Origin of the sequence: Tianweitania sediminis (genome assembly GCF_017813335.1) — a bacterium.
GTDB classification, from domain to species: Bacteria; Pseudomonadota; Alphaproteobacteria; order Rhizobiales; family Rhizobiaceae; genus Tianweitania; species Tianweitania sediminis.
On sequence record NZ_JAGIYY010000004.1, the window covers coordinates 331,219 to 352,042 of the forward strand.

21 protein-coding genes are annotated in these 20,824 nt (G+C 63.8%); 12 read left to right on the forward strand and 9 right to left on the reverse strand.

What is annotated here, in order from left to right; translation table 11 throughout:
• The first annotated feature begins 156 nt into the window (after nucleotides 1-156).
• The 4 genes from J5Y06_RS14605 (at nucleotide 157) to J5Y06_RS14620 (ending at nucleotide 5,539) form a co-directional block, all read left to right on the forward strand.
• Nucleotides 157-792 (forward strand): ATP-dependent Clp protease proteolytic subunit, encoded by a 636-nt coding sequence (locus J5Y06_RS14605; RefSeq protein ID WP_209335904.1) that lies wholly within the window; start codon nucleotides 157-159, stop codon nucleotides 790-792.
• A 343-nt stretch (nucleotides 793-1,135) separates the two neighbouring features.
• Nucleotides 1,136-2,407 (forward strand): ATP-dependent Clp protease ATP-binding subunit ClpX, encoded by a 1,272-nt coding sequence (clpX, locus tag J5Y06_RS14610; protein ID WP_209335905.1) that lies wholly within the window; start codon nucleotides 1,136-1,138, stop codon nucleotides 2,405-2,407.
• A 273-nt stretch (nucleotides 2,408-2,680) separates the two neighbouring features.
• Entirely contained in the window at nucleotides 2,681-5,086 is a 2,406-nt protein-coding gene (gene lon, locus J5Y06_RS14615; RefSeq protein ID WP_209335906.1) for an endopeptidase La, read from the forward strand.
• A gap of 45 nt (nucleotides 5,087-5,131) precedes the next feature.
• Entirely contained in the window at nucleotides 5,132-5,539 is a 408-nt protein-coding gene (locus J5Y06_RS14620) for an HU family DNA-binding protein (RefSeq protein WP_465306594.1), read from the forward strand.
• Nucleotides 5,540-5,616: 77 nt separating this feature from the next.
• On the opposite strand, the gene J5Y06_RS14625 is transcribed toward J5Y06_RS14620, so the two are convergent.
• The 6 genes from J5Y06_RS14625 to J5Y06_RS14650 all read right to left on the reverse strand — a co-directional run bounded on the left by J5Y06_RS14625 (nucleotide 5,617) and on the right by J5Y06_RS14650 (nucleotide 13,494).
• A complete protein-coding gene (locus tag J5Y06_RS14625) occupies nucleotides 5,617-6,798 on the reverse strand; it encodes an acetyl-CoA C-acyltransferase family protein (RefSeq protein WP_209335908.1) in 1,182 nt (393 codons plus the stop codon).
• Nucleotides 6,799-6,849: 51 nt separating this feature from the next.
• On the reverse strand, nucleotides 6,850-7,620 hold the full coding sequence (locus J5Y06_RS14630) for an enoyl-CoA hydratase-related protein (protein WP_209335909.1): 771 nt from the start codon (nucleotides 7,618-7,620) through the stop codon (nucleotides 6,850-6,852).
• Nucleotides 7,621-7,767: 147 nt separating this feature from the next.
• Complete coding sequence (locus J5Y06_RS14635) at nucleotides 7,768-7,944, reverse strand: hypothetical protein (RefSeq protein WP_209335910.1); 177 nt, start codon at nucleotides 7,942-7,944, stop codon at nucleotides 7,768-7,770.
• A 204-nt stretch (nucleotides 7,945-8,148) separates the two neighbouring features.
• Nucleotides 8,149-9,687, reverse strand: coding sequence for a site-specific integrase (locus J5Y06_RS14640; RefSeq protein ID WP_209335911.1), 1,539 nt, complete (start codon nucleotides 9,685-9,687; stop codon nucleotides 8,149-8,151).
• Nucleotides 9,688-10,539: 852 nt separating this feature from the next.
• Nucleotides 10,540-12,879, reverse strand: coding sequence for an AAA family ATPase (locus J5Y06_RS14645; RefSeq protein WP_209335912.1), 2,340 nt, complete (start codon nucleotides 12,877-12,879; stop codon nucleotides 10,540-10,542).
• Between the two features lie 54 nt (nucleotides 12,880-12,933).
• Nucleotides 12,934-13,494 carry a hypothetical protein gene (locus J5Y06_RS14650; RefSeq protein ID WP_209335913.1) on the reverse strand — a complete coding sequence of 187 codons (561 nt, stop codon included), beginning with the start codon at nucleotides 13,492-13,494 and terminating at the stop codon, nucleotides 12,934-12,936.
• A gap of 254 nt (nucleotides 13,495-13,748) precedes the next feature.
• Here J5Y06_RS14650 and J5Y06_RS14655 point away from each other — a divergent pair, with 254 nt between their 5' ends.
• From J5Y06_RS14655 to J5Y06_RS14690, 8 genes are all read left to right on the forward strand, one after another.
• On the forward strand, nucleotides 13,749-15,728 hold the full coding sequence (locus J5Y06_RS14655) for a hypothetical protein (protein ID WP_209335914.1): 1,980 nt from the start codon (nucleotides 13,749-13,751) through the stop codon (nucleotides 15,726-15,728).
• Between the two features lie 98 nt (nucleotides 15,729-15,826).
• Nucleotides 15,827-16,210, forward strand: a complete 384-nt coding sequence (locus tag J5Y06_RS14660; RefSeq protein ID WP_209335915.1) for a hypothetical protein — start codon at nucleotides 15,827-15,829, stop codon at nucleotides 16,208-16,210.
• Nucleotides 16,211-16,287: 77 nt separating this feature from the next.
• The gene (locus J5Y06_RS14665) at nucleotides 16,288-16,695 is read left to right on the forward strand and encodes a hypothetical protein (RefSeq protein ID WP_209335916.1); all 408 of its coding nucleotides are present in this window, start codon (nucleotides 16,288-16,290) and stop codon (nucleotides 16,693-16,695) included.
• 54 nt (nucleotides 16,696-16,749) lie between these two features.
• Entirely contained in the window at nucleotides 16,750-16,914 is a 165-nt protein-coding gene (locus J5Y06_RS14670) for a hypothetical protein (RefSeq protein ID WP_209335917.1), read from the forward strand.
• A 169-nt stretch (nucleotides 16,915-17,083) separates the two neighbouring features.
• Nucleotides 17,084-17,419 carry a hypothetical protein gene (locus tag J5Y06_RS14675; protein WP_209335918.1) on the forward strand — a complete coding sequence of 112 codons (336 nt, stop codon included), beginning with the start codon at nucleotides 17,084-17,086 and terminating at the stop codon, nucleotides 17,417-17,419.
• A complete protein-coding gene (locus J5Y06_RS14680) occupies nucleotides 17,416-17,658 on the forward strand; it encodes a hypothetical protein (protein WP_209335919.1) in 243 nt (80 codons plus the stop codon). Before J5Y06_RS14675 ends, J5Y06_RS14680 begins: the two co-directional genes overlap by 4 nt.
• 103 nt (nucleotides 17,659-17,761) lie before the next feature.
• Nucleotides 17,762-18,001, forward strand: coding sequence for a hypothetical protein (locus J5Y06_RS14685; protein ID WP_209335920.1), 240 nt, complete (start codon nucleotides 17,762-17,764; stop codon nucleotides 17,999-18,001).
• Complete coding sequence (locus tag J5Y06_RS14690) at nucleotides 17,998-18,222, forward strand: hypothetical protein (RefSeq protein WP_209335921.1); 225 nt, start codon at nucleotides 17,998-18,000, stop codon at nucleotides 18,220-18,222. The genes J5Y06_RS14685 and J5Y06_RS14690 overlap by 4 nt, the downstream gene beginning before the upstream one ends.
• A 95-nt stretch (nucleotides 18,223-18,317) precedes the next feature.
• Here J5Y06_RS14690 and J5Y06_RS14695 read toward each other — a convergent pair whose 3' ends face one another.
• From J5Y06_RS14695 to J5Y06_RS14705, 3 genes are read right to left on the reverse strand one after another with little or no spacing between them, the layout of a single operon-like run.
• Nucleotides 18,318-18,599, reverse strand: a complete 282-nt coding sequence (locus J5Y06_RS14695) for a hypothetical protein (protein ID WP_209335922.1) — start codon at nucleotides 18,597-18,599, stop codon at nucleotides 18,318-18,320.
• 14 nt (nucleotides 18,600-18,613) lie between these two features.
• Nucleotides 18,614-19,804, reverse strand: coding sequence for a three-Cys-motif partner protein TcmP (tcmP, locus tag J5Y06_RS14700; protein ID WP_209335923.1), 1,191 nt, complete (start codon nucleotides 19,802-19,804; stop codon nucleotides 18,614-18,616).
• 12 nt (nucleotides 19,805-19,816) lie between these two features.
• The gene (locus J5Y06_RS14705) at nucleotides 19,817-20,575 is read right to left on the reverse strand and encodes a DUF5131 family protein (RefSeq protein WP_209335924.1); all 759 of its coding nucleotides are present in this window, start codon (nucleotides 20,573-20,575) and stop codon (nucleotides 19,817-19,819) included.
• Between the last annotated feature and the right edge of the window lie 249 nt (nucleotides 20,576-20,824).

Genomic DNA, 20,824 nt, shown 5'->3' on the forward strand with positions numbered 1-20,824 from the left:
GCGGGAGCCGGTCTCCCTTCATCAGTCTTTTGCAACCGCGCCGGACCCTTGCGGAGGCCATGCTCCACAACTTATTTGTGTCGGGCACTTCCATATCTGATTCCCTTCGACCCGACCTGTTTGGCGACGGAATCCTAGCCTGAAGAGGGACTATTCATGAGAGATCCGGTTGAACGCGCCATGAGCCTGGTCCCGATGGTCGTCGAACAGACGAACCGTGGCGAGCGCGCCTATGATATTTTCTCGCGCCTCCTGAAGGAGCGCATCATCTTCATCACCGGTCCGGTGGAAGACGGCATGGCGACGCTGGTTTGCGCGCAGCTGCTGTTTCTTGAAGCCGAGAACCCGAAGAAGGAGATTGCGCTTTACATCAACTCGCCAGGTGGCGTGGTGACGTCGGGCATGGCGATCTATGACACGATGCAGTTCATCAAGCCCGCCGTGTCGACGTTGTGTGTCGGCCAGGCAGCGTCCATGGGCTCGCTGTTGTTGTGCGCTGGCCACCCGGACATGCGCTTTGCTACGCCCAACGCGCGTATCATGGTGCACCAGCCGTCCGGCGGCTTTTCCGGCCAGGCGTCCGACATTGAGCGCCATGCCCAGGACATCATCAAGCTCAAGCGCCGCTTGAACGAGGTGTATGTGAAGCACACCGGCAAGGATTATGAGACGATCGAGCGCACGCTGGATCGCGATCATTTCCTGACGGCGGATGAGGCCAAGGAGTTCGGCCTGATCGACAAGGTCATCTCCAGCCGTGAGGCGATGGAGACGGCGGTCGCGGCGAGCTGATTACCGGCTCACATCAAGGTGCACCGCAGCCGCGCGATTTTCCGCGCGGCTGCGGCAATTCTGTCACAATTTCTTGTTCCCTCGGATCATGCATGGGCCTACGTTAAGCCTATGTTGAGCTTCTGGCGTTGAGATTCCGCTTCGGGGTTGCATCGCCGGAATCACCGGGCGAGCTACAGGAGTTCAGATCTGGGTCGATCTTTGCCGGAACATCGAGATCAATCTGAACTGCTCAGCCGGTCAGGCGTTCGGTGCGCCACTGGCCGGGAACCCAGGATAACGGGAACCCACTCACCGATGGATGCAGCCGCTTTCGGGCGGCGTGAGCGAAAGGACTAGTTTGATGAGCAAAGTGGGCACCGGCGGCGATTCGAAGAATACGCTTTACTGCTCCTTCTGCGGCAAGAGCCAGCATGAGGTACGCAAGCTGATAGCAGGCCCGACCGTGTTCATCTGCGATGAATGCGTCGAACTGTGCATGGACATCATCCGCGAGGAGAACAAGACCTCGATGGTGAAGTCCCGCGAGGGTGTTCCAACCCCGCAGGAGATCCTGAAGGTTCTCGACGACTATGTGATTGGCCAGCCTTACGCCAAGCGGGTGCTGTCGGTTGCGGTTCATAACCATTACAAGCGCCTTGCCCATGCGACGAAGAACAACGACGTCGAGTTGGCAAAGTCCAACATCCTGCTGATCGGCCCGACGGGCTGCGGCAAGACGCTGCTTGCGCAGACGCTCGCCCGCATCATCGACGTGCCGTTCACGATGGCTGATGCGACCACGCTGACGGAAGCAGGTTATGTCGGCGAGGATGTCGAGAACATCATCCTGAAGCTGCTGCAGGCTGCCGATTACAACGTCGAGCGCGCCCAGCGTGGCATCGTTTACATCGACGAAATCGACAAGATCAGCCGCAAGTCGGACAATCCTTCTATCACGCGCGACGTGTCGGGCGAGGGTGTCCAGCAGGCGCTGCTGAAGATCATGGAAGGCACGGTCGCTTCCGTTCCGCCGCAGGGCGGGCGCAAGCATCCGCAGCAGGAATTCCTGCAGGTGGACACGGCCAACATCCTGTTCATCTGCGGCGGTGCCTTTGCTGGTCTCGACCGCATCATTTCCGATCGCGGCCGAAAGACCTCCATCGGATTCGGTGCCTTGGTTGCTTCGCCGGAAGATCGCCGCACCGGCGACCTCTTCCGCCAGGTCGAACCAGAAGATCTGCTGAAGTTCGGCCTGATCCCGGAGTTCGTCGGCCGCTTGCCGGTTCTGGCAACCCTGGAAGATCTGGATGAGCCCGCGCTGATTCAGATCCTGACCGAGCCGAAGAACGCGCTTGTGAAGCAGTACCAGCGTTTGTTCGAGATGGAGAACGTGGATCTCACCTTCCACGAAGGTGCGTTGTCAGCCATCGCCAAGCGGGCCATCGAGCGCAAGACGGGTGCTCGCGGCCTCCGCTCCATCATGGAAGCGATCCTGCTCGACACGATGTTTGAACTGCCGGCGCTGGAAGGCGTGCAGGAAGTGGTCATCTCGGACGACGTGGTGCAGGGCAAGGCCCGACCGCTCTACATCTATTCGGAGCGGGAAAAGGAAAAGGGCAGCGTTAGCGCTTGATCCGTTTGCCGTGAAGAAAATGGCCCGCCGATCCGCCTGTTTGGGTGCTCGGCGGGCTTTGCGCATCAAGCGTCCAACGGGCTGTGATCGACCCCGCTGGAGGCTTGAAACCAGCGCCGGGTATAGCCACCTAACATCCTGTGAGGCTGTTCCCGAAAATTTCCGTGCTGTGATCCGGGCCGATGCAAATCGCCCGTAGGCGGACTTCGATGCGGCCGTTATTATGAGACTCGCTTCCGGCCATCAGGCGTTGGCGAGGTGAAAGGCAAGAGAATGACCAAAGCTCCACGCTCTTCAGGGTCTGGTACTTTCGCAGTGCTGCCGCTGCGCGACATCGTGGTTTTCCCCCACATGATCGTGCCGCTTTTTGTGGGCCGTGAAAAGTCCATCAAGGCGCTTGAAGAAGTCATGGGCTCCGACAAGCAGATCCTGCTTGCGACCCAGATGAACGCGGCCGACGATGATCCTGCGTCGGACGCCATCTTCGATGTCGGCACGCTGGCCAATGTGCTGCAACTCCTCAAACTTCCCGACGGGACGGTGAAGGTGCTGGTTGAAGGCACTGCGCGCGCCAAGATCACCGAGTTCACCGACCGCGAAGACTTCCACGAGTCCCGAGCCGTTGTTCTCGAAGAACCGGAAGAGGAAGAGGTCGAAATCGAGGCCCTTGCCCGCTCCGTGGTCGCGGACTTCGAAAACTACGTCAAGCTGAACAAGAAGATTTCGCCGGAAGTGGTTGGCGCCGCCAGCCAGATCGACGATTATTCCAAGCTTGCCGACACGATCGCATCGCATCTCGCGATCAAGATCCCCGAGAAGCAGGAGATGCTCGGTACGCTGTCCGTGCGCGAGCGTCTCGAGAAGGCCATGGGCTTCATGGAAGCCGAAATCTCGGTGCTTCAGGTAGAAAAGCGCATCCGCTCCCGCGTCAAGCGGCAGATGGAGAAGACGCAGCGCGAATACTACCTCAACGAGCAAATGAAGGCGATCCAGAAGGAACTCGGCGAAGGCGAGGACGGCCGCGACGAAGCTGCCGAACTGGAAGCACGCATCAAGAAGACCAAGCTTTCCAAGGAAGCTCGCGAAAAGGCCGACGCTGAGCTGAAGAAGCTCAAGACGATGTCGCCGATGTCTGCGGAAGCGACCGTCGTGCGCAATTACCTCGACTGGCTACTTTCGATTCCCTGGGGCAAGAACTCCAAGGTTCGGACGGATCTCGCCTTTTCCGAGGAGGTGCTCGATTCCGATCACTTCGGCTTGGACAAGGTCAAGGAGCGCATCGTCGAGTATCTCGCTGTCCAGAGCCGACAGAAGAAGCTGAAGGGGCCGATCCTGTGCCTCGTCGGACCTCCCGGCGTCGGCAAGACCTCGCTTGCGCGTTCCATCGCCAAGGCAACCGGCCGTGAATATGTCCGTATGGCGCTTGGCGGCGTTCGCGACGAAGCCGAGATTCGTGGTCACCGCCGGACCTATATCGGCTCCATGCCGGGCAAGGTTCTTCAGTCGATGAAGAAGGCCAAGAAGTCCAACCCGCTCTTCCTTCTCGACGAAATCGACAAGATGGGCCAGGATTTCCGTGGTGATCCGTCGTCCGCTCTGCTGGAGGTGCTTGATCCGGAACAGAACTCGACCTTCATGGATCACTATCTTGAGGTCGAATACGACCTGTCGAGCGTCATGTTCGTGACGACGGCAAACACGATGAACATTCCTGGCCCGCTTCTGGACCGCATGGAAGTCATCCGCATCGCCGGCTACACGGAAGACGAGAAGGTCGAGATTGCCAAGCGGCACCTGCTGCCAAAGGCGATCCGCGATCATGCGCTTCAGCCAAGTGAGTTTGCGATCACTGATGGTGCGATCCGTCAGATCATCCAGACCTACACCCGGGAAGCCGGCGTGCGCAGCCTGGAACGCGAGCTGATGAAGCTTGGGCGCAAGGTGGTCACCGAGATCCTGCGGACCAAGAAGAAGTCCGTGAGCATCACGGAAGATAACCTCGCTGATTACCTCGGCGTTCCGCGCTACCGCTTCGGCATTGCGGAAACCGATGATCAGGTCGGCGTGGTGACGGGTCTCGCCTGGACCGAGGTTGGTGGTGAACTTCTGACGGTGGAAGCAGTCATGATGCCTGGCAAGGGCAAGATGACCGTGACCGGTAACCTGAAGGATGTGATGAAGGAGTCGATTTCGGCGGCGGCATCTTATGTCCGCTCGCGTGCCATCGACTTCGGCATCGAACCGCCGATCTTCGACAAGCGCGACATCCACGTGCACGTGCCGGAAGGCGCAACGCCGAAGGATGGTCCGTCGGCCGGCGTTGGCATGACCACGGCGATCGTGTCGGTGATGACCGGCATTCCGATCCGGGCAGATGTCGCCATGACCGGCGAGATCACGCTTCGGGGCAGGGTGCTTCCGATCGGCGGCCTGAAGGAAAAGCTGCTTGCAGCACTTCGCGGCGGCATCAAGAAGGTGCTGATACCGGAAGAAAACGCAAAGGATCTGGCGGATATTCCGGACAACGTGAAGAGCGGACTGGAAATCGTTCCGGTCAGCCGGATCGGTGAAGTGCTCGAACATGCGCTGGTTCGCATGCCCACCCCGATCGAGTGGGTGGAGCCGGTGGAGCCGCCGGCCAAGGTGCTGGACGAAGCAGGCAAAGCGCTGGCGCACTGACCAGCGGGTGCAGTAAAGAAGCCGGGCCTCGCGCCCGGCTTTTTCATGCGAAAACCCTTGGAAAAGCAGGAAACGCTTTACCCCGACGTCGATTCCGGCTTGGGTGCAAACCGGTTCAATCCTAGAGTTCGCGCCATTGAACCTGGTTCGACATCCAAGACATTTGAGAGGGAGAAATCGATGAACAAGAATGAACTCGTGTCTGCCGTTGCAGAAGCGACCAAGCTGTCCCGCAACGACGCGTCGGCAGCCGTGGAAGCGGTCTTCTCGACGATCACGACCGAGCTGAAGAATGGCGGCGACGTTCGTCTGGTCGGCTTTGGCAATTTCAGCGTTTCCAAGCGCGAAGCCACAACGGGCCGCAACCCGCAGACCGGCGCTGAAGTGAAGATCCCGGCGCGCAACGTTCCGAAGTTCTCGGCCGGTAAGGGCCTGAAGGACTCGGTGAACTAAGCTTCCCCCACGGAACTGATCGAAAAAAAGGCCGGATCATCGATCCGGCCTTCTTTGTTTCGCCGGGGCGGCTTCTGTCAGAGCCGCTCGATCGCCATGGCGATCCCCTGGCCGCCGCCGATGCACATTGTGATAAGCCCGTAGCGGCCGCCTGTTTCGCGCAGATGGTAGAGCGCCTTGACCGTGAGAATCGCGCCGGTGGCGCCGACCGGATGGCCGAGGGCAATGGCTCCGCCATTCGGGTTGACCTTGTCGGGATCAAGGCCGAGTTCCCGGGAAACGGCCAACGCCTGCGAAGCGAACGCTTCATTCGACTCGATGACGTCGAAATCGCTGATCTTCATGCCGGTGCGCTCGAGCAGATTCTTGACCGCAGGCACCGGACCGATGCCCATGACCCCAGGCTCGACGCCGGCATGCGCATAGCCAATGATCCGAGCGAGCGGCTTCAGCCCCTTCTGCTGGGCGTAGCTTTCGGAAGCCAGCACCACGGCGGCCGCCCCATCGTTGATGCCCGATGCATTGCCGGCCGTGACGCAGCCATCCTGCTTGAACACGGTTTTCAGCGTGGCCAGGCTTTCTTCGGTGGTGTCCGGCTTCGGATGCTCGTCCGTATCGAACTGCACGGTCTTGCGCCCCTGCCTCACTTCGATCGGCAGGATCTGTTCCTTGAACTTGCCGCCCTCGATCGCAGCCTTCGCCCGGCGCTGGCTTTCAGCGGCGAACTTGTCCTGGTCCGTGCGCGAGATCTGCCAGCGCTCCGCAACGTTTTCGGCGGTGATGCCCATAATGCCGTTGCCGAACGGATCGGTCAGAACGCCGTTGAGACCGTCAACCAGGGTGGTGTCGCCGAGCTTCTGGCCGAAGCGGCCGGTTTGCAGGTAATGTGGCGACTTGCTCATCACTTCGGCGCCACCGGCCAGCGCGACGTCGGCATCACCCAGCATGATGTTTTGCGCGGCGGAGATGATCGCCTGCACACCCGAGCCGCACAGGCGGTTCAGCGTCATGGCTGGCGCTTCCTGCGGGATACCGGCCTCGATGGCTGCGACTCGACCGAGATACGCGTCCTTGGGCCCGGTCGGGATGACGTTGCCGTAAACGACGTGTCCGACTTCCGCCGGCTCCACGCCCGCGCGTTTCATGGCCTCGACGGCGACGGCCGCGCCGAGCTTCGCCGGCTCCTGGCCGGACAGGCTGCCGCCGAAGGTGCCGATGGCCGTTCGGGCGCCCGAAAGGATGACCACGTTTTCTGACATTGCTTTGTTCCTTGCTGAGGGACCTCAGGCGGGTCCTTCGTTGCTGTGGGTCTAGCGCTTGCGGCTGGCGAAAAAGGCCGCCACAGCGGATGTGAAGTCAGGCGACCGGCCAGCCTCGCCTTGCAGGTCGCGTTCCAGCGCAAGAAGCGCATCGAGATCGGCTTCGGCCGCCTGGGTAATCAGCCGCTTGGTGGACGCGATCCCGGTCGCCGAAAGTCCAGCCAGCTTGGCAGCGACCTTTTGCGCTTCTGCTTCCAGATCTCCATCGTCGAAGACCTTCCAAACCAGACCCCATTCCAGGGCCTGTTCGGCGGAAATCCGATCACCGAGCAGCATCATGCCGGAGGCACGGACGCGGCCAAGCATGCGGGTGAGGAAGATGGTGTTGCCGGCATCAGGAACTAGCGCGATGTTCAGGAAAGGCTCGTAGAAGTAGGCAGATCTGGCCGCCAGGACGATATCGCCTGCCAGGGCGAGACCCACGGCTGCGCCGGCGCAAGGGCCGTTCACCACCGAAATGATCGGTAGCCGCGACTGCCGCATCGCGTGCACCAGCGGGTTGAAGTGTTCTTCCAGCACGCGCTCAAGGGCAGGGGTGGAGCTGGGATCGACGGTCGCGAGATCATAGCCCGCTCCGAAGGCACGCCCTTGGCCGGTCAGAACCACGACACGCAGACTTGCGTCCGCTTCCGCCTTCCGCAACGCGGATGTAAGCTCGTCAGCCGTTTCATCGCGGTAGGCATTGAGCTTTTCAGGGCGGGCCAACGTGATGCGGCACACCGCGCCATCGGTTTGATAGGTGATGTCTTCAAATTCGGCCAACGCGCATCTCCTCCTGCGGGTCAACTCACGACGGCGTTCACCGAACGCCGTCTGCCGGCCGATTTTCTACGACGTTTCACCTTCGCCGCAAAGTCACCTAACAAATGTTTTTTTGGCTGGGAAAACTGATCGGCCGTTGAGTGGCGATCACTTTGAGACGGGCGCCGCGTGCGCCTTGTGCCAGTCCTTGCCGTACATGTGATGCGGCACTTCATGCAGAACAACAAACATCGCGAGGAGCATTACGATCACCGGACCGACGATTCGCAGCAGGTAAAGGTTGGAGCGCCAAAAGGCGCGGAGCGCAGCAGGCAGAGGGGGCATGGAAGCGGCACCTGGAGAATGGTGGGCGATGAGAGACTCGAACTCCCGACATCCTCGGTGTAAACGATGAGCCTTGGGATAGAAACCGCAGGGTTGCGGGCTTTGTTCATCGAGTTCGTTCCTGTTCGTTCCCCTTAATTCCCGTTGTTCCGGTGGCAAACGGTGGCGGTTGGTGGCGGTAATCGCGTCCGCCACCGGCCGGGTTCAACGTAGGCTCGCCAGTTTAGCATGGCCGAGATTATCCGTCGCCGGCTCGGAACGCTTGTCGCCGAAACCCTTCCAGTTTCCGGATCGCCCGGCCTGCCTGATGCGAGAGCGCAGGCTGTCAATGCCGGACGCGGGGGTCGCGTCGATCAAGGCGGTAACGCTGGCGGGCGCATCGAACGCTTCCGCAAGATCGTAGAGGCTCCGACGCCGCTCCTCCAGCAGGAGCGCTTCCAATGGGTCGGCTGCCTGCCTCGGAGCGACCGAGCTGCGGCCGACCGCCCGGTCCGCGAACGCATCCCTGATAGATGCCTGGAAGTCGACCGAGTACTTTCCGTAGACTTTCAGGAGCACCTGCACGTCCATTCCTAGGAAGCCCGCGATGTCGTAGGGGTTGAGCTTCTTCGAGGACGAAAGTAGCCACGTCGCCGCGGAGTGCCTGAAGGTGTGGATCGACCGCCCGGGAGCTTCGTCTCCGAGGACCTCCCGCACGAGGCGGTAGAAGGCGCTGGAGACCTTGACCGGCCTTCCACGGTATTCCGTAAGGAAGCGGAGGCCCTGATCCTTCCACTTCCGGCACCACAGCAAGAGGGTAGGGTGCAGGACGCACGGGTCGGCACGCTTGTTGCCCGCCACGTTCTCGCCGTCCCATGACCGCCAGAACACGCCCTTGTCGACATCGATCCAAGGGTGGCCGGGAATGTCATAGAAGGATGCCATCTCGCAGCGTTCGGAACGCGTCCCGGTTCCTGCCGCCACGAGGATCAGGCGCGCTATGTGCCTCATCGGGCGGAGGGAGGTCTCCTTCACAACGCCCGCCTTCTCGGCGCCGGACTTCTTAGCCGAGTAGACGTATCGGCCCTTCTTCCGCCAGGCGTACAGGACCATCTTCGCAACGTGGCCCCGGGTGTAGAAAGTCGTTCGCTTTCGGCGGGGGTGTTTGGGGATGTCCCAGTAGAGCGCGACCGACTCGCACTTGTTCTCGGACATCGCAAAGCGAACGGCTGCCTTAAGGTCATCGAGGCATCGCCCCTTGTAGGAAGGGGTCAGGGCGATGGTCTCGCCCTTCTTGTTCTTGGCTTCTTTCCCGAAAGCGCGGCACCTATCCGTGTTGATCTGGGAGACGTACTTGTCGCCCCACCAGTCCAGGAGGTGTTCCAGACGGCGCTTCAGCTCGCCGACCTGCTTGTGGTCGACCCCCGCCTTCGGCTGCTTCCCCTTGGTGCTGAGACGGGCGGCAAGTTCCGCCACCCTGTGATGCTGGTAGAGCATCAGGGCGGTGGCTATGGGGTATTCGCGTGCGGGCGTGGCCGGGCTGTCGTCCGACGCGTTCAGGTTCAGAGCTTTCTTCTGGTACTCCCGGACGTTGTACTCGTGGAGCTTCAGCTTGGCTTCTTCATGCTCGCTCTCGCCGCAGCCAGTGCTAACTGGAGACTTGTCTCCGTCCTTGATGACCCAAGCTGGGCGGTGCGTGAGCTTGCCGGCCTTGTACCTGGCGCGGCGGAGGATGAGGTGTGGTTCCCTGCGTTTCTGCGGCATGTCTTTTCCAGCCATTCGCGCACCCAGCGGCGCGTCGTGTACATATTTTTGGTGTTGAGCCACCCGTAACTGAGCTCGCCGCGCGCGATAGCGGCGCGCAGCGTCTTCTCCTTCACGGTCTCGGACGCGGACCTTAGTTCCGGGCTGACCGTATGAGAGCCCCCGATCTCGGGAAGCGTAAGCGCCTGCTCCAGTGTGAGCGGCGCCTCGTCGTGCAGGTCCTTGGGCAGCGCGCCGCGCCGGAAGTCTTCCCAGACCCCCATTAATACATGCGGCCGTGACAGGCTCTCGATGAGGTCGTCGACCTCCATCATGAGCAGCTCTTCGCCCAGGCGGGCTTTGCCCTCGGCCAAGGCCCGTTCGTAGTCCATAGGTGGTCCCTCGTCGTCCATGTGCGCCCCCACGCTCGCGGGACGCGCAAGGTCCCGGAGTCGGCTTTAGACCGTTGCCCGTGAAGGCGCGGTGATCTGATTGGGTAAAATGCCGCCTCTCGCGGCCCGGCAGCATGGCCGGGTGTGACTACCCCATAAAGCCGTCGGGCGGCCCCAGGATGTCGGGGGTTCGACTAGCAGGAAGAAAGGCGGGGGGCAAGTACGCTTCGGAGCTGACGGACGGGCTTCTCAAGGGCCAGGAAACCAAGCTCGTGACCATTCGGACCAGCCAGGATGCCTGGGTCGCTTTCCCACGCACCAAGGGCGACCAGGGCTGGCTGACGCTGGACGACGTCGACCTCGTCCTCGCGGGTTCCGTCGACGACAAGCACCCGCCTCGCGAGGTCCGCGCGCACCTGATCCCGGCGGACGAGATGCGCGCCCTCTATGACCGGGCCTACGCCGCCCGCCGGGAGGCAGGCTACACGCTGCCCGTCGGGCGCGGCATTTGGCTGTCGCTGGACGAGAAGGAGGTCGCGGACCGGTCACGCTCGTCGGCGCCGGCGCGGGCCTCGACTACCCGGCCATCTACACGCAGCGGCTGGACGGCAGCGCGCACATGGAGCCGGAGGCGCGCGAGGCGGTCGAGCAGGCGGGAGAGGAAGAGGACGGCGAGGCTCCGCTGACCATCGTGGAGGCCAAGCGCCGCCTGGCGTTGACGTTCGGGGTCGATCCGTCGGCCATCAAGATCATCGTGGAAGGATGACGAAGACAAGTTCGGCTGTATCGCCGAAGCGGAGGCAAGGATCACGCCTTCCTCCGCTGCTCGTTGCGACACTAGAAGGAGACGCGGCTGCCGATCGAGCAGCTCGCGCACCTCGTCTCCGGAAAGCCGACCGCGTGCGCGCAGCGCCTCCGCCACCCGCTCCACGTCCTCGCGCCGCTCCTGCACGATGCCGCGGGCACGCTCGAGGCATGCGGCCAGCACCTCGTCGACGCGGCGCCGTAAGCTGAAGTCGACGCGCACGAGACGAGCGATGTCGCTGTCGAAAGCGCCGAGGTAAGCCAGTCCTTGGCCCAGTCCGACGGAAGCTTCCATAATCGACGCGTAGGTTGTCGCGCGTGCGAGGTCCGAGGTTTCCGTCCCGCCTGCGCCGTCAGCGCGGTCGCCGAAGAACACTTCCTCCGCTGCGGAGCCCGAAAGTGCGCGTACGATCCGGTCGAGATACATAGCCCGTGTGCTGGAATGTGTATCGTCGTTCTCGAAAGCCACGCCGCCTGCCTTCCATTCACGCTCGCCGGAAGGAATTTCGCTCACGACCATCGCCGACCTCACACGCCACTCCAGAGCCTCTCCGACAACCGCATGCCCCGCTTCGTGCACGCACGACCGCCAGACCAGCACGGGCTGGATAGGCACCATCGACGGCAGCTCTCCGGACAGATCGTCGAGCACCATATCCCTGCGAGCGCGCCGCGCCGTGCGCCGCCCGCTGCGCACGATCTGCTCGAGCGCAGCGCCGGACCAGCCCTCGGTCCTTCCGGCGAGGCCGGAGAGGTCCGCATCCGGGAGCGCGCCGCCGAGGTGCCAGCGCAGGATTCCCTCGCGGCCTTCTGCGTCCGGCAGCGGGATGTGCACGTGCCTGTCGAGCCGGCCCGGCCGGATCAGGGCAGCATCGAGCCGCGAGGGGTGGTTGCAGGCGCCAACGACGACCACGCCCTCGCGGCTGTCCGCCCCGTCGATGCACTCGAGAAGAGCGGCCACGACCTGGCTGCAGTAGTTGACATCACGCGGATCGAACGTCTCCCGGTCACCAATGGCATCGACCTCGTCAATGAAGACGATGCTCGGCGCGTGCTTGTTGGCTTCGTCGAAAGCTGCACGCATGGCCTTGAGCATGTCTCCCAAGTGACCTTTCGCCTGCCACCGACCGATGGAGCCGACGACGAGATGCACCCCGCAGGTCCGCGCAAGGGCTCCCGCGAACGTGGTCTTCCCGGTACCGGGAGGACCCGACAGCAGGATGCCGCGATCAACGTCCGCCCAGCCAATCCGGCCCGCCTGCCAGTCGGCGAGGTCGATCGCCAGCTCGCGTCCCCACGTTCCCGCCTCGCCGAGTCCATGCAGGTCATCGAGCGTCGGCAGGGGAGCGGCGGGCCTCTCCGCGGGAGCCTCTTCCTCGGCGACCGGCATCTCCAGCCGCCTGAAGGACTCGGTCACGCGGCGGCCTTTCCGGAAAGCCACCAGCCGTTCAACCGGCGCGGCAGCAGCCTTCCGCGCCTGAGCCTCGGTGAGCCTGGCTCCGAGGTTGCGATGCGCTGCCGCGTGTACGTGCCGGGGATCGACACCGTCGACGGTGACCACGCCATCTGCGGCGATTTCGAAGTCGGCGGGAAGGAGGGAAGCGTCTTCGGTGACGACGATCAGGCGCGTCCGCTTCAGGGCCTGCCTGAAGCTCTCGTCGCGGATGCGGGCGCGGTCCTTAGAGTCGAGGAAGAAGATGTCGCCTTGGCTCGCGAAGGTCGGTCGCAGGAACCCTTGAAGCGCCGCTTTGAAGTACGAGCGCCAGCCGGCCGGGATCACGACGGCGACGACAATCGGGGTACCATCTTCGTGCCAGCCGTGGAAAGGCCGCAGCGCGCGGACCAGCGCGCAAGCAGCGACGTAGTCCGCGAAGCGCTGCAACTTGGGCATCTGAGGCCCGGAGCGGCGAGGGCGCGCGACTTCCTCGACTGCCGCTTGGAAGCTGCTGTCGTCGAGGTCGTCGGCGGAAGAGAGGTCGTTCAGCCTTCTTTTTTTCACGAGTGGATCCTTGGGCATGGCTCCGCCCTCCGGCGGGATGCCGGGGGCGGAGGTAGTCGGCAGTTCGGAAGGTCAGGCGGCGGCTTTGATCGTAGCCGCAGCGGAGGTCAGTTCCTTGAACGTGCGAGGCACGTAGGACACGTCCGGCATGTCCACTCCCACGTCCCGCGCGCGGGGATGCGGATGCGCGAGGTTGCCGTGGCTGTGGCCGTAGAAATGCCACCCAGTCTCGCGGTGAGCCGCTTGCCACGTGAGGTGCGCGTAGTGGGACAAGAAGACCCTGCAGCCCTCATCCTTCACTTCCAGCGTCTCCGTCGGCGGCTGCTCCCAGCCGAGCGCCATGATGTGGGGCAGCGGGTCCTGGGGACCCCGGCGGCAGTCGTGGTTGCCGAACAGGAGGTACTTGCGGCCGTTCAGCCGTTTGAACACGGATGTCGCGTGCTCCCGCGTGGACAGGGCGAAATCGCCAAGGTGGTAGACGATGTCGTGCGGCGCCACGGTGGCGTTCCACAGGTCGATCATCGTCTCGTCCATCTCTCGAACGGACGAGAACGGACGCTCGCAGTGGCCGAGGATCATCTCGTGTCCGAAATGCGTGTCCGCGACGTAGAATTTCCGGGTGAAGTTCTTCATGGCATTGCTCTCCTTGGATACGGTCTGCTGATCGCGCCATGGCTGGCGCGGCGGTGTCAGGCAGGTATGCGTATCGAGAGCGTGCTCATGGCTGTGGTCCCTTGCTGCGAACGTCTTATCCTAGAAGATCTAAGGAAGTGCGATCGCTGACCCTCGATTACAGGCCCCGCTGACGCGGCGTCAAGCGCCTCTCTGACAACCATCGATCCCGCCGGCGTTTGTCCCTTGCATGGTTTCGGCTGACCATCGTTGTGATGAATGGGATCGTCACACATAACCGCGGGCAGGGCGCGCAGGCTTTCGAAGCCGCGTACTCGGCCGCGCGCGCTCTGCGCACCGCCGCCATCGATGACCACCGCCGCGAGAAAAGGCGCCCCAAGGACCGCAAGCGCCGCGTCATGCCGGAGGGCCTGACGGCTGCGGAGGAGCATGCGTGGCGCCAGAAGGAGGCTCTCCGCATCGAGAACGCATCCTTCTTCGCCGAGGACTCCCGCTTCCAGGCAGGACTCATCCGCGAAAGGCTCGAGGATGGTTTCCGCATGCGCTCGGGGCGCGTGGTCTGCGGCCGCTGGCGCGAGGGCGTTCACGAGAAGGGGCTGCGCAGCAACTCGCTTGGCCTGCCCGGCAAGATGTTCGTCGCCGCCTGCCGCCGGGGCGGGAACCTGAGGATGTCATGGGACAAGGCGAACCTCGGCTACGAAAGCAGGTCGAAGCTCCTGAGCCTGGATGCGCCGTACTACGAAGCGAACAAGGAGTTCCTTGGCTTCTGGCGCATCGACGTAGACGGAACGTGGCCGGACATCTACGCCTTCCGCGATGACGTGTACCAGCTTGTCGGCAGCAGGATCCCGTTCGCTCCGCACTTGGTGGCAGGCGACGAGCTGCCCGACGGACGTTTCGTGAAGCCGCACCTGATCTTCTTCCTGCCTTATGGCCAAGCCGTCTGGAACAAGCCGGAAGACCCGCGCTGCAACATGCGTACCGTGAAATTCTTCGAGGCTGTCTACTACGGCATCGTGGACGCTCTGGAGTCGCTTGGCGCCGACCCGGGCGCTCCGGCGACGACACAGCGCGGAAAGAGTCCCCTGTCGCCGATGTTCGAGTCCTTCTCCATGAACGACAGGGAGTTCATGTCCCTGAGCGAGTGGGCGGAGTGGGTCGATACGAGCCTGAACCGAGAGGCGCTCGTCCGCCAGCATGCGGCAGAACATGCCGGAACCGAGGTGAAGACCTCGAACGAGCTTTTCACCGCCGTGCAGCGGGAGGCGTATGGCCTTCTCCGCAAGTGGTACTTCGAGTCCGACCTGCGCATCCGCGGCCGGACGGAAGGGGGTCTCGCCGACGAACTGCACGAGGCGCTCGAGCCGGTGGCCCAGGAGATCGCCGCCGGCCTCGGCGGCAGCCTTTCCGAGAAGCAGGTCACGCTGCTGGTCAGCAAGGTTGCGTCATACGCGGCAGGTGCCTTCGACCCCGCGCGCCTGGAGAAGAAGGACGTGGTTCGGAAGACGCTCCTCCACGTTGTCGACGGGATCGGCTCGGTCCGCGAACGGCAGCAGGTCGCCGCGGCCTACGCGTCGAAGGAGAGGTCCGACAAGACGCTGGCCCGGCTGGTCGGGGCCTGGGACACGCTGGCCGTCGAGGCTTCCGAGGTGTCGAAGTCGGCCCTGGCTCGCGAGGCAGGCGTGTCGCGTCCTACCGTCTACGCGAGGTGGGCGGACCTGCAGTCCGTCCTTGAAGGCCGGAAGGGGTGTAAAGTTCGGTGTATAGATAAAAAGCCAGTCGCCACCCCGGCAGGAACGATCCTTGTCAGGGCCACGGTCCAGAACCCAGCGCCTGAGCTGAACGGTCCTGCCGGGCGCCTCCATGCACCAGCTGTCTCCTGTCTGACATCGGCACGGCTGCCCGAATCCGAATCCTTCACGAAGGCCGATGCTTCGGCAGTCGAAAGGATCGCGACCCCGGGAACGGCAGCCTTCCTCCGGAACGGTCGCGCGCCTTCGTCGTGCGCTGAGATCGTCCTCCCGCCGTCGGCCTGCCTGCCTGGCGCCGGCGCGGCGGACATGGACCCGCCGTGGCAGGACTCGTGCGAGGACGAGGACGCGGACGAGCGGGACGAGCTCTCGGAGCAGGAGCGGTTCCTTTCGTCCGACTTTGACGGGGCGCCTCCGTGGGACGGCCATGACGTGGACCCCTGGATCGACGCGCCTTCCGTGGGCGGAGGCTGGCTCCAGTGACCGCGCAGGAAAAATCCCGTTTGGACGTGTCCAATCTTGTGCCGCTCCCGCCGGCGCCTGACCATCAGTGCAGTCGCAGCCGGATTGGAGACGAAACGATGAAGCCGACGAGCGCGGAGACGTTGATGGTGACCCTGCCGAGCCTGAGGATGTACGAACTCGCCGCGAAGCGCGACGCGCCTCCGGCGACGATCGCCGACATGACCGCCGAGCAGCGCCGCGAGTACGACCGCCGCAAGCGGTCGGAGTCCCGGGCTCGGCACAGGGAAGCGGCCGCAGCGGGAGCGCCGGAGGCCAGCCTTGGCGCCGTCCGCGACGCGCTCGCGGACGCGGCGATCATGCTCCTCGCGGTCGGTGGCCCGGGCTCCGAGGAGATCAAGCGGGTCCTGGGGAAGGTCTTCGAGGCACGCCCGGGGGTGGTCCTGAAGGCGGCCACCGATGCGAAGCGCGGAAAGCTTCGGCCGAAGTTCCTGAAAGCCTGAGGCGGCCTCTTTGTGGCTTGCCGGGCGCGGCCCCACACTCACCAGGTGAGTTTTAGTGAGGGTGGGTAGGGCTTGTCATGGCGAGAAAGGCGACAGTTTCGGAGGACAGGCACCGCGAGGAGCAGCGCGGCTACCGCGCCCGCCTCCTTGCGCAGGACACGCCGGAGATCGGGCGCGCCGACACGGCGGCCGCGGTCGCTCTGTACGCCTACCTGCGCAGGATCAAGCGCGAGCGCCGTGGCCCTCAGGGACTGGCGGACGCCGACTTCATCCTGCGGACCGCCGTCCGCGTCCTCGCGGAGATGGGCTGCGAGCGGAAGGACAGGAAGGCCCCTTACGACCGCGCCGCCTCCAGACGCGTCCTGCGCCGCCGCCTGGCCCGGGAGAGCGATCGCTTCAACGGCCTGCTGGAAGCGGCAGCCGACGACGGCGGAAAGGAACTCCGGGAGGTCTCCATCCGGTCCCCGACGGCGCACACGTCGTGAGCCTCGCCAATGCCGTATTCTCCCCATTACTCCAGTGAATGGAATCGGAACGACATGAAATCCTTTAGTGAGTTCGACCCGAGGGTCCTGACGGAGGCGCAGCTGCGCGCGCTGCTCACGGCGCTTGCGAACCTTCCGGACAAGGACCTGTTGTTCCTCGAACGCCGCATCCAGTCCGCCCGCGGGAGACGGGACGCGCAGCGCGAGGAGGGCGCCTGAAGAAACCGCCGCCGGCGCCTTGCGGCTTTCGTCGGCAGGACTCACCATGCAATGGACGGCGGGTCCTGAAGCGGCCCCTCGTCCTTTCGAGACCCCGGCGTATCCCATTCCGCCGGGGTCTCGTTTTCGGCGTAGCGCCCGCAAGTCCCTGCAGACCACGATCTCCCGCATGCGCGCCAAGGTGACCTCCAACGACGCTGAATTCTCCCGCCTGGCGGGAGAAATCGTCTCACGCCTGACGAAGGCGCAGCAGGACGCCGTCAACGCCGCGGGCGTGCGGGTTCTCACCGGGCTCCGCACGGCCATGGAGGAGGAGCTCGACCGCCCCACGAAGTTCACGCTGAACGCGTTCTCCCTGTGGCGCGCCCGTGGCAGGCACACGGACGCCGCCATCGTCATCAAGCCCGTCCAGGCTGCCTACCTGCAGCCCGTTTTCGCCGGCGGCCACCGCGCGGACGACGTGATCCCGTCCAAGAAGGCCCGGCTGAACAGCATGGCAACATGACGCGGAACTACACGCGCAGCCTGGTCAACCAGAAGAAAGGCTTCTGGAAGACGGCGAGGTCGGGCGTGAGGACGCTGTTCGTGAAGGACCGTTCAGGGGCACTGGCGCCCGTTGCGTTCAAGGTGAAGCGAACGGACTACGATCCCGCCATGGACCCGCTGGAGGAGGCCCGCGCTCTGGTCGCCGACGTCCTTCCGGAGGAGGCCGAGAAAGCGTTCGCCGCGCTTTTCAAGGCCTGAGTTCTCCGCAGTCCTTGCAGACAACGGGGCGGCATTCTCCGCAAGGCTTGTCCCCGGCGCGCCGGCGGCGAACCCTGAAGCAGGTGGATGGGAGGACGGCGGCATGGACAGCGTGCGATACACGGGAGCGGGCGTGATGTCCGAGGTCAGGGCGACCGCGATCCTGTCCATCAAGGATTCGATGCGGCAGCGGCAGCTCTCCGTCGAAGACGCTGCGGGCCTCGCCGGGGTGACGCCCGAGGAGCTGCGCGGGATCGTCGAGGGCGGCCTCGGCCGGTCCGCGAGCCTCAGGACCCTGGAAGGCATCATGGAGGCGCTGGCGGCGCCGGAAAGGCGGCCATGACGGCGCTCGCGGCAGTCCTTGCCTACCTCGCTTCCAGAGCCGCTCTCCTTCTCTCGGCCCTGGCCATCGCGGTGGAATTTTCCCGCGGCCGCGGCGTGTCGCTGACGCGCCGCATGCTTATCGTGGCGGCCGCCTGGCCGCTTGCGCTGGGGTGGCTCGTGGCTGCTGCAGCGTGGGACCTCGGCAGCGCGCTGCGCGGGCGCTTCAGGAGGGCTGCTTGATGGACACGACAGAGGACAGGTCGGAACGGAATCCTCGGGTCCGCAGGTACATGCGGCAGAGCGGGCAGGTCCTCGACGACCTTCGGCTCCTCGCATCAGGAGACGGCGCCGAGGTTCGCTTCCGCCAGGACGGGCATGGCGCGTCCACCCGGCCGCGCCAGCTTGATCCCGTGGACGGCCGTGCGCTGCGTCCCGCTCTCGCGGATCAGGTCGCCGCGCGGCAGCCGATCGACGTCCCGCCGGGCGAGCGCCCGTGCGACGCGGGTCATGCGCATCGTTGCCGCGTACTGCGAGGAGCACGAGGCCGAGGCGGCGAGGCGCCTGAGGGCTGCGGCGCTGGCGCATCGCCGCTCGCTGGCGAAGTCGATGACGGACAAGTGGTCTGTTGCGATCAGGGACGCGAAACGGTGTCAGGGCTGATGGTTGCCGGAGCAGCCGGAACGATCATCGGCCCGATCACGTGTCCCTCCCTGGGCTTCCTCTTGCCGTCCGGCGACCACGTATCGGCGATAAGTCCTTGCTTCGCCAAGGAGCAGCAGATGTCCTTCACGTCCGTGACGCGCAGCATGAACGTCTCCAGCACCGGCGGCCACAGGTCTTCGAACCGGGCGGAGTAGCCCTGCTGCAGCTGCGCCTCGATCCATGCGGCTGCCTTCGTCCGCTCGGCCTTGGCCTGTGCCTCCAGCGTACGCGTGCCCAGGTCTACGGCTTCGAACAGGAGAGGCTGTCCAGTCCTCGCTTCGGTCCGCGCCTGCCTTGCCACCGCCCGGACCTGCTGGTGGTTCTTGAGGGCGCTGGACTCGATGTCACGGTAGGCCTCCAAGCCGTGCGAGTTCCTTGTGCCGTAGGTGATGCAGAAGTGGGTCCGGTCGTCGATCTTCTCGATGGGCGTGGAGACGACGTGAAGGAAGTCTCCCGCCTTGCGGAACTGTTCGAGAAACAGCGCCTCGACAGCTTGGTGGCGGGGCAGGGACGCGTCCAGGCGAGCCTGCCAGCGGGACCCGAGAATGCCCTCGAATGTAGCTGAGATGGTCGAGTCGTTCCAGGCGGTGAACCTGTTGATGAAGTCGAACATGTAGTTCAGGAGCACCTCGCCGGGGCGGTGCTTCAGCACGGCTCCGACCTTCTGGAACTCGTATCCGGTCCAGCCTGTGGGATCGATGAACGTCAGCGAGAAGGAGCGGCCTACGAAGCGCAGAATATGAGGAACCGCGTCCTCGAACCTGCCGTGGAAGGTCGCGATCTCGAATCCTCCCGATGGATCGTTGTAGACGGACACGGCGGCCTGCAGCTGGCTGTACGTCGCCACATCCTGCTCCACGAAGAAGCATCGGATGGGGCGCGCCCTGCCAGCCGCGGCCAGTTCCGCATGGACCTGCTTCAGCGTCCTAATCGCGATCATGAATGAGGTGTCGGAGAAATCCGTCGTCTTGGATTCCCACGGGCCCGAGAAGGCGTCCACGTAGGTGAGCGGAAGATGGCCCTTTCCCTGAAGTATCTTGTAGGCGAGCGTCTGCAGGTATTTCCCAAGGATGAAATGTTTCGCGAGAGTCTGCTCGCGATCTGCGTACTCGGGTTTCATTTGCCTCCTGCACTACTCTTCGGGGACGAACACTTCTCTGCGAATCGGTTTTACGGAAGGTAGTTGGCTCCATTCCTTGCCGTCCAGGCTTCTTCCCCCGGCTTTGGGACGTATTCCGCCCCACTGCTTGAAGAAGAATGCCACGCCCTCGTCATGGCACTGGTCCCGCACTTCCCTGACCCAGTCCGGGTGCAGGGGCCTCGCCTTCGGACCGCTCTCTCCTCCGACGATCACCCAGTCGATACCCCTGAGGTTCATGCGGCCCATCGGTCCGATCAGGGGCTCCACTGAAAGGAATCTGACAGCTGCGTTCATGTCCTGCATGTGCCTGATCCGCGACCTTCTCGAGCCGTCCTCGACAGATGTCCCGAGCCACACGTGCTCCGGCGCCGCCGACCGGGCATAGCGCCTGTTCACATAGTCGCGCATGCGCGAGCTTCGCTTGGTCAGTATCTGGAAGGTGTGCCAGCGCGCACTCTCCATGGTGTCGAACACCTGGTCAACGAAGGCGACCGGCACGCCCTTGTGGAAGAGGTCGCTCATAGAGTTCACGAAGATCATCTTCGGCGTCTTCCAGGCGAGCGGCTGGAGGAGCCGTTCCGGCCGCAGCAAAAGATCAAAGCCATGCTCGAATGGATGCCCCGGCACACCGCGGAAGCGTTCCGAAAAACGCTCGGCGTAGCAGTGGTCGCAGCCGGCGCTGATCTTCGTGCACCCGGTCATCGGGTTCCAAGTTGCGTCAGTCCACTCGATGGAGGTCGTCCCGGCCATGCGCCTGCCCTGAGAACAGAAAGAGAACGCATAGTGCAAGCCGCATGGTTAGGGAAGGGTTAACCTCATCGCGTGTTCGCGAGCGCCTCGTGCAGCCTCGGACTCCGAGCTAGCTTTCCTTGGTGAAACTATGGCGCAGTCCCCGCACCCCTCACCCGGGTAGGTTCTTCCGGAGCCGGGAAGGCCCGCAGGGTTCGCGTGCGCCGGGGTTTTCGCCGCGAGAGGGTCTGAAAGTGGGTAACAGCGCTG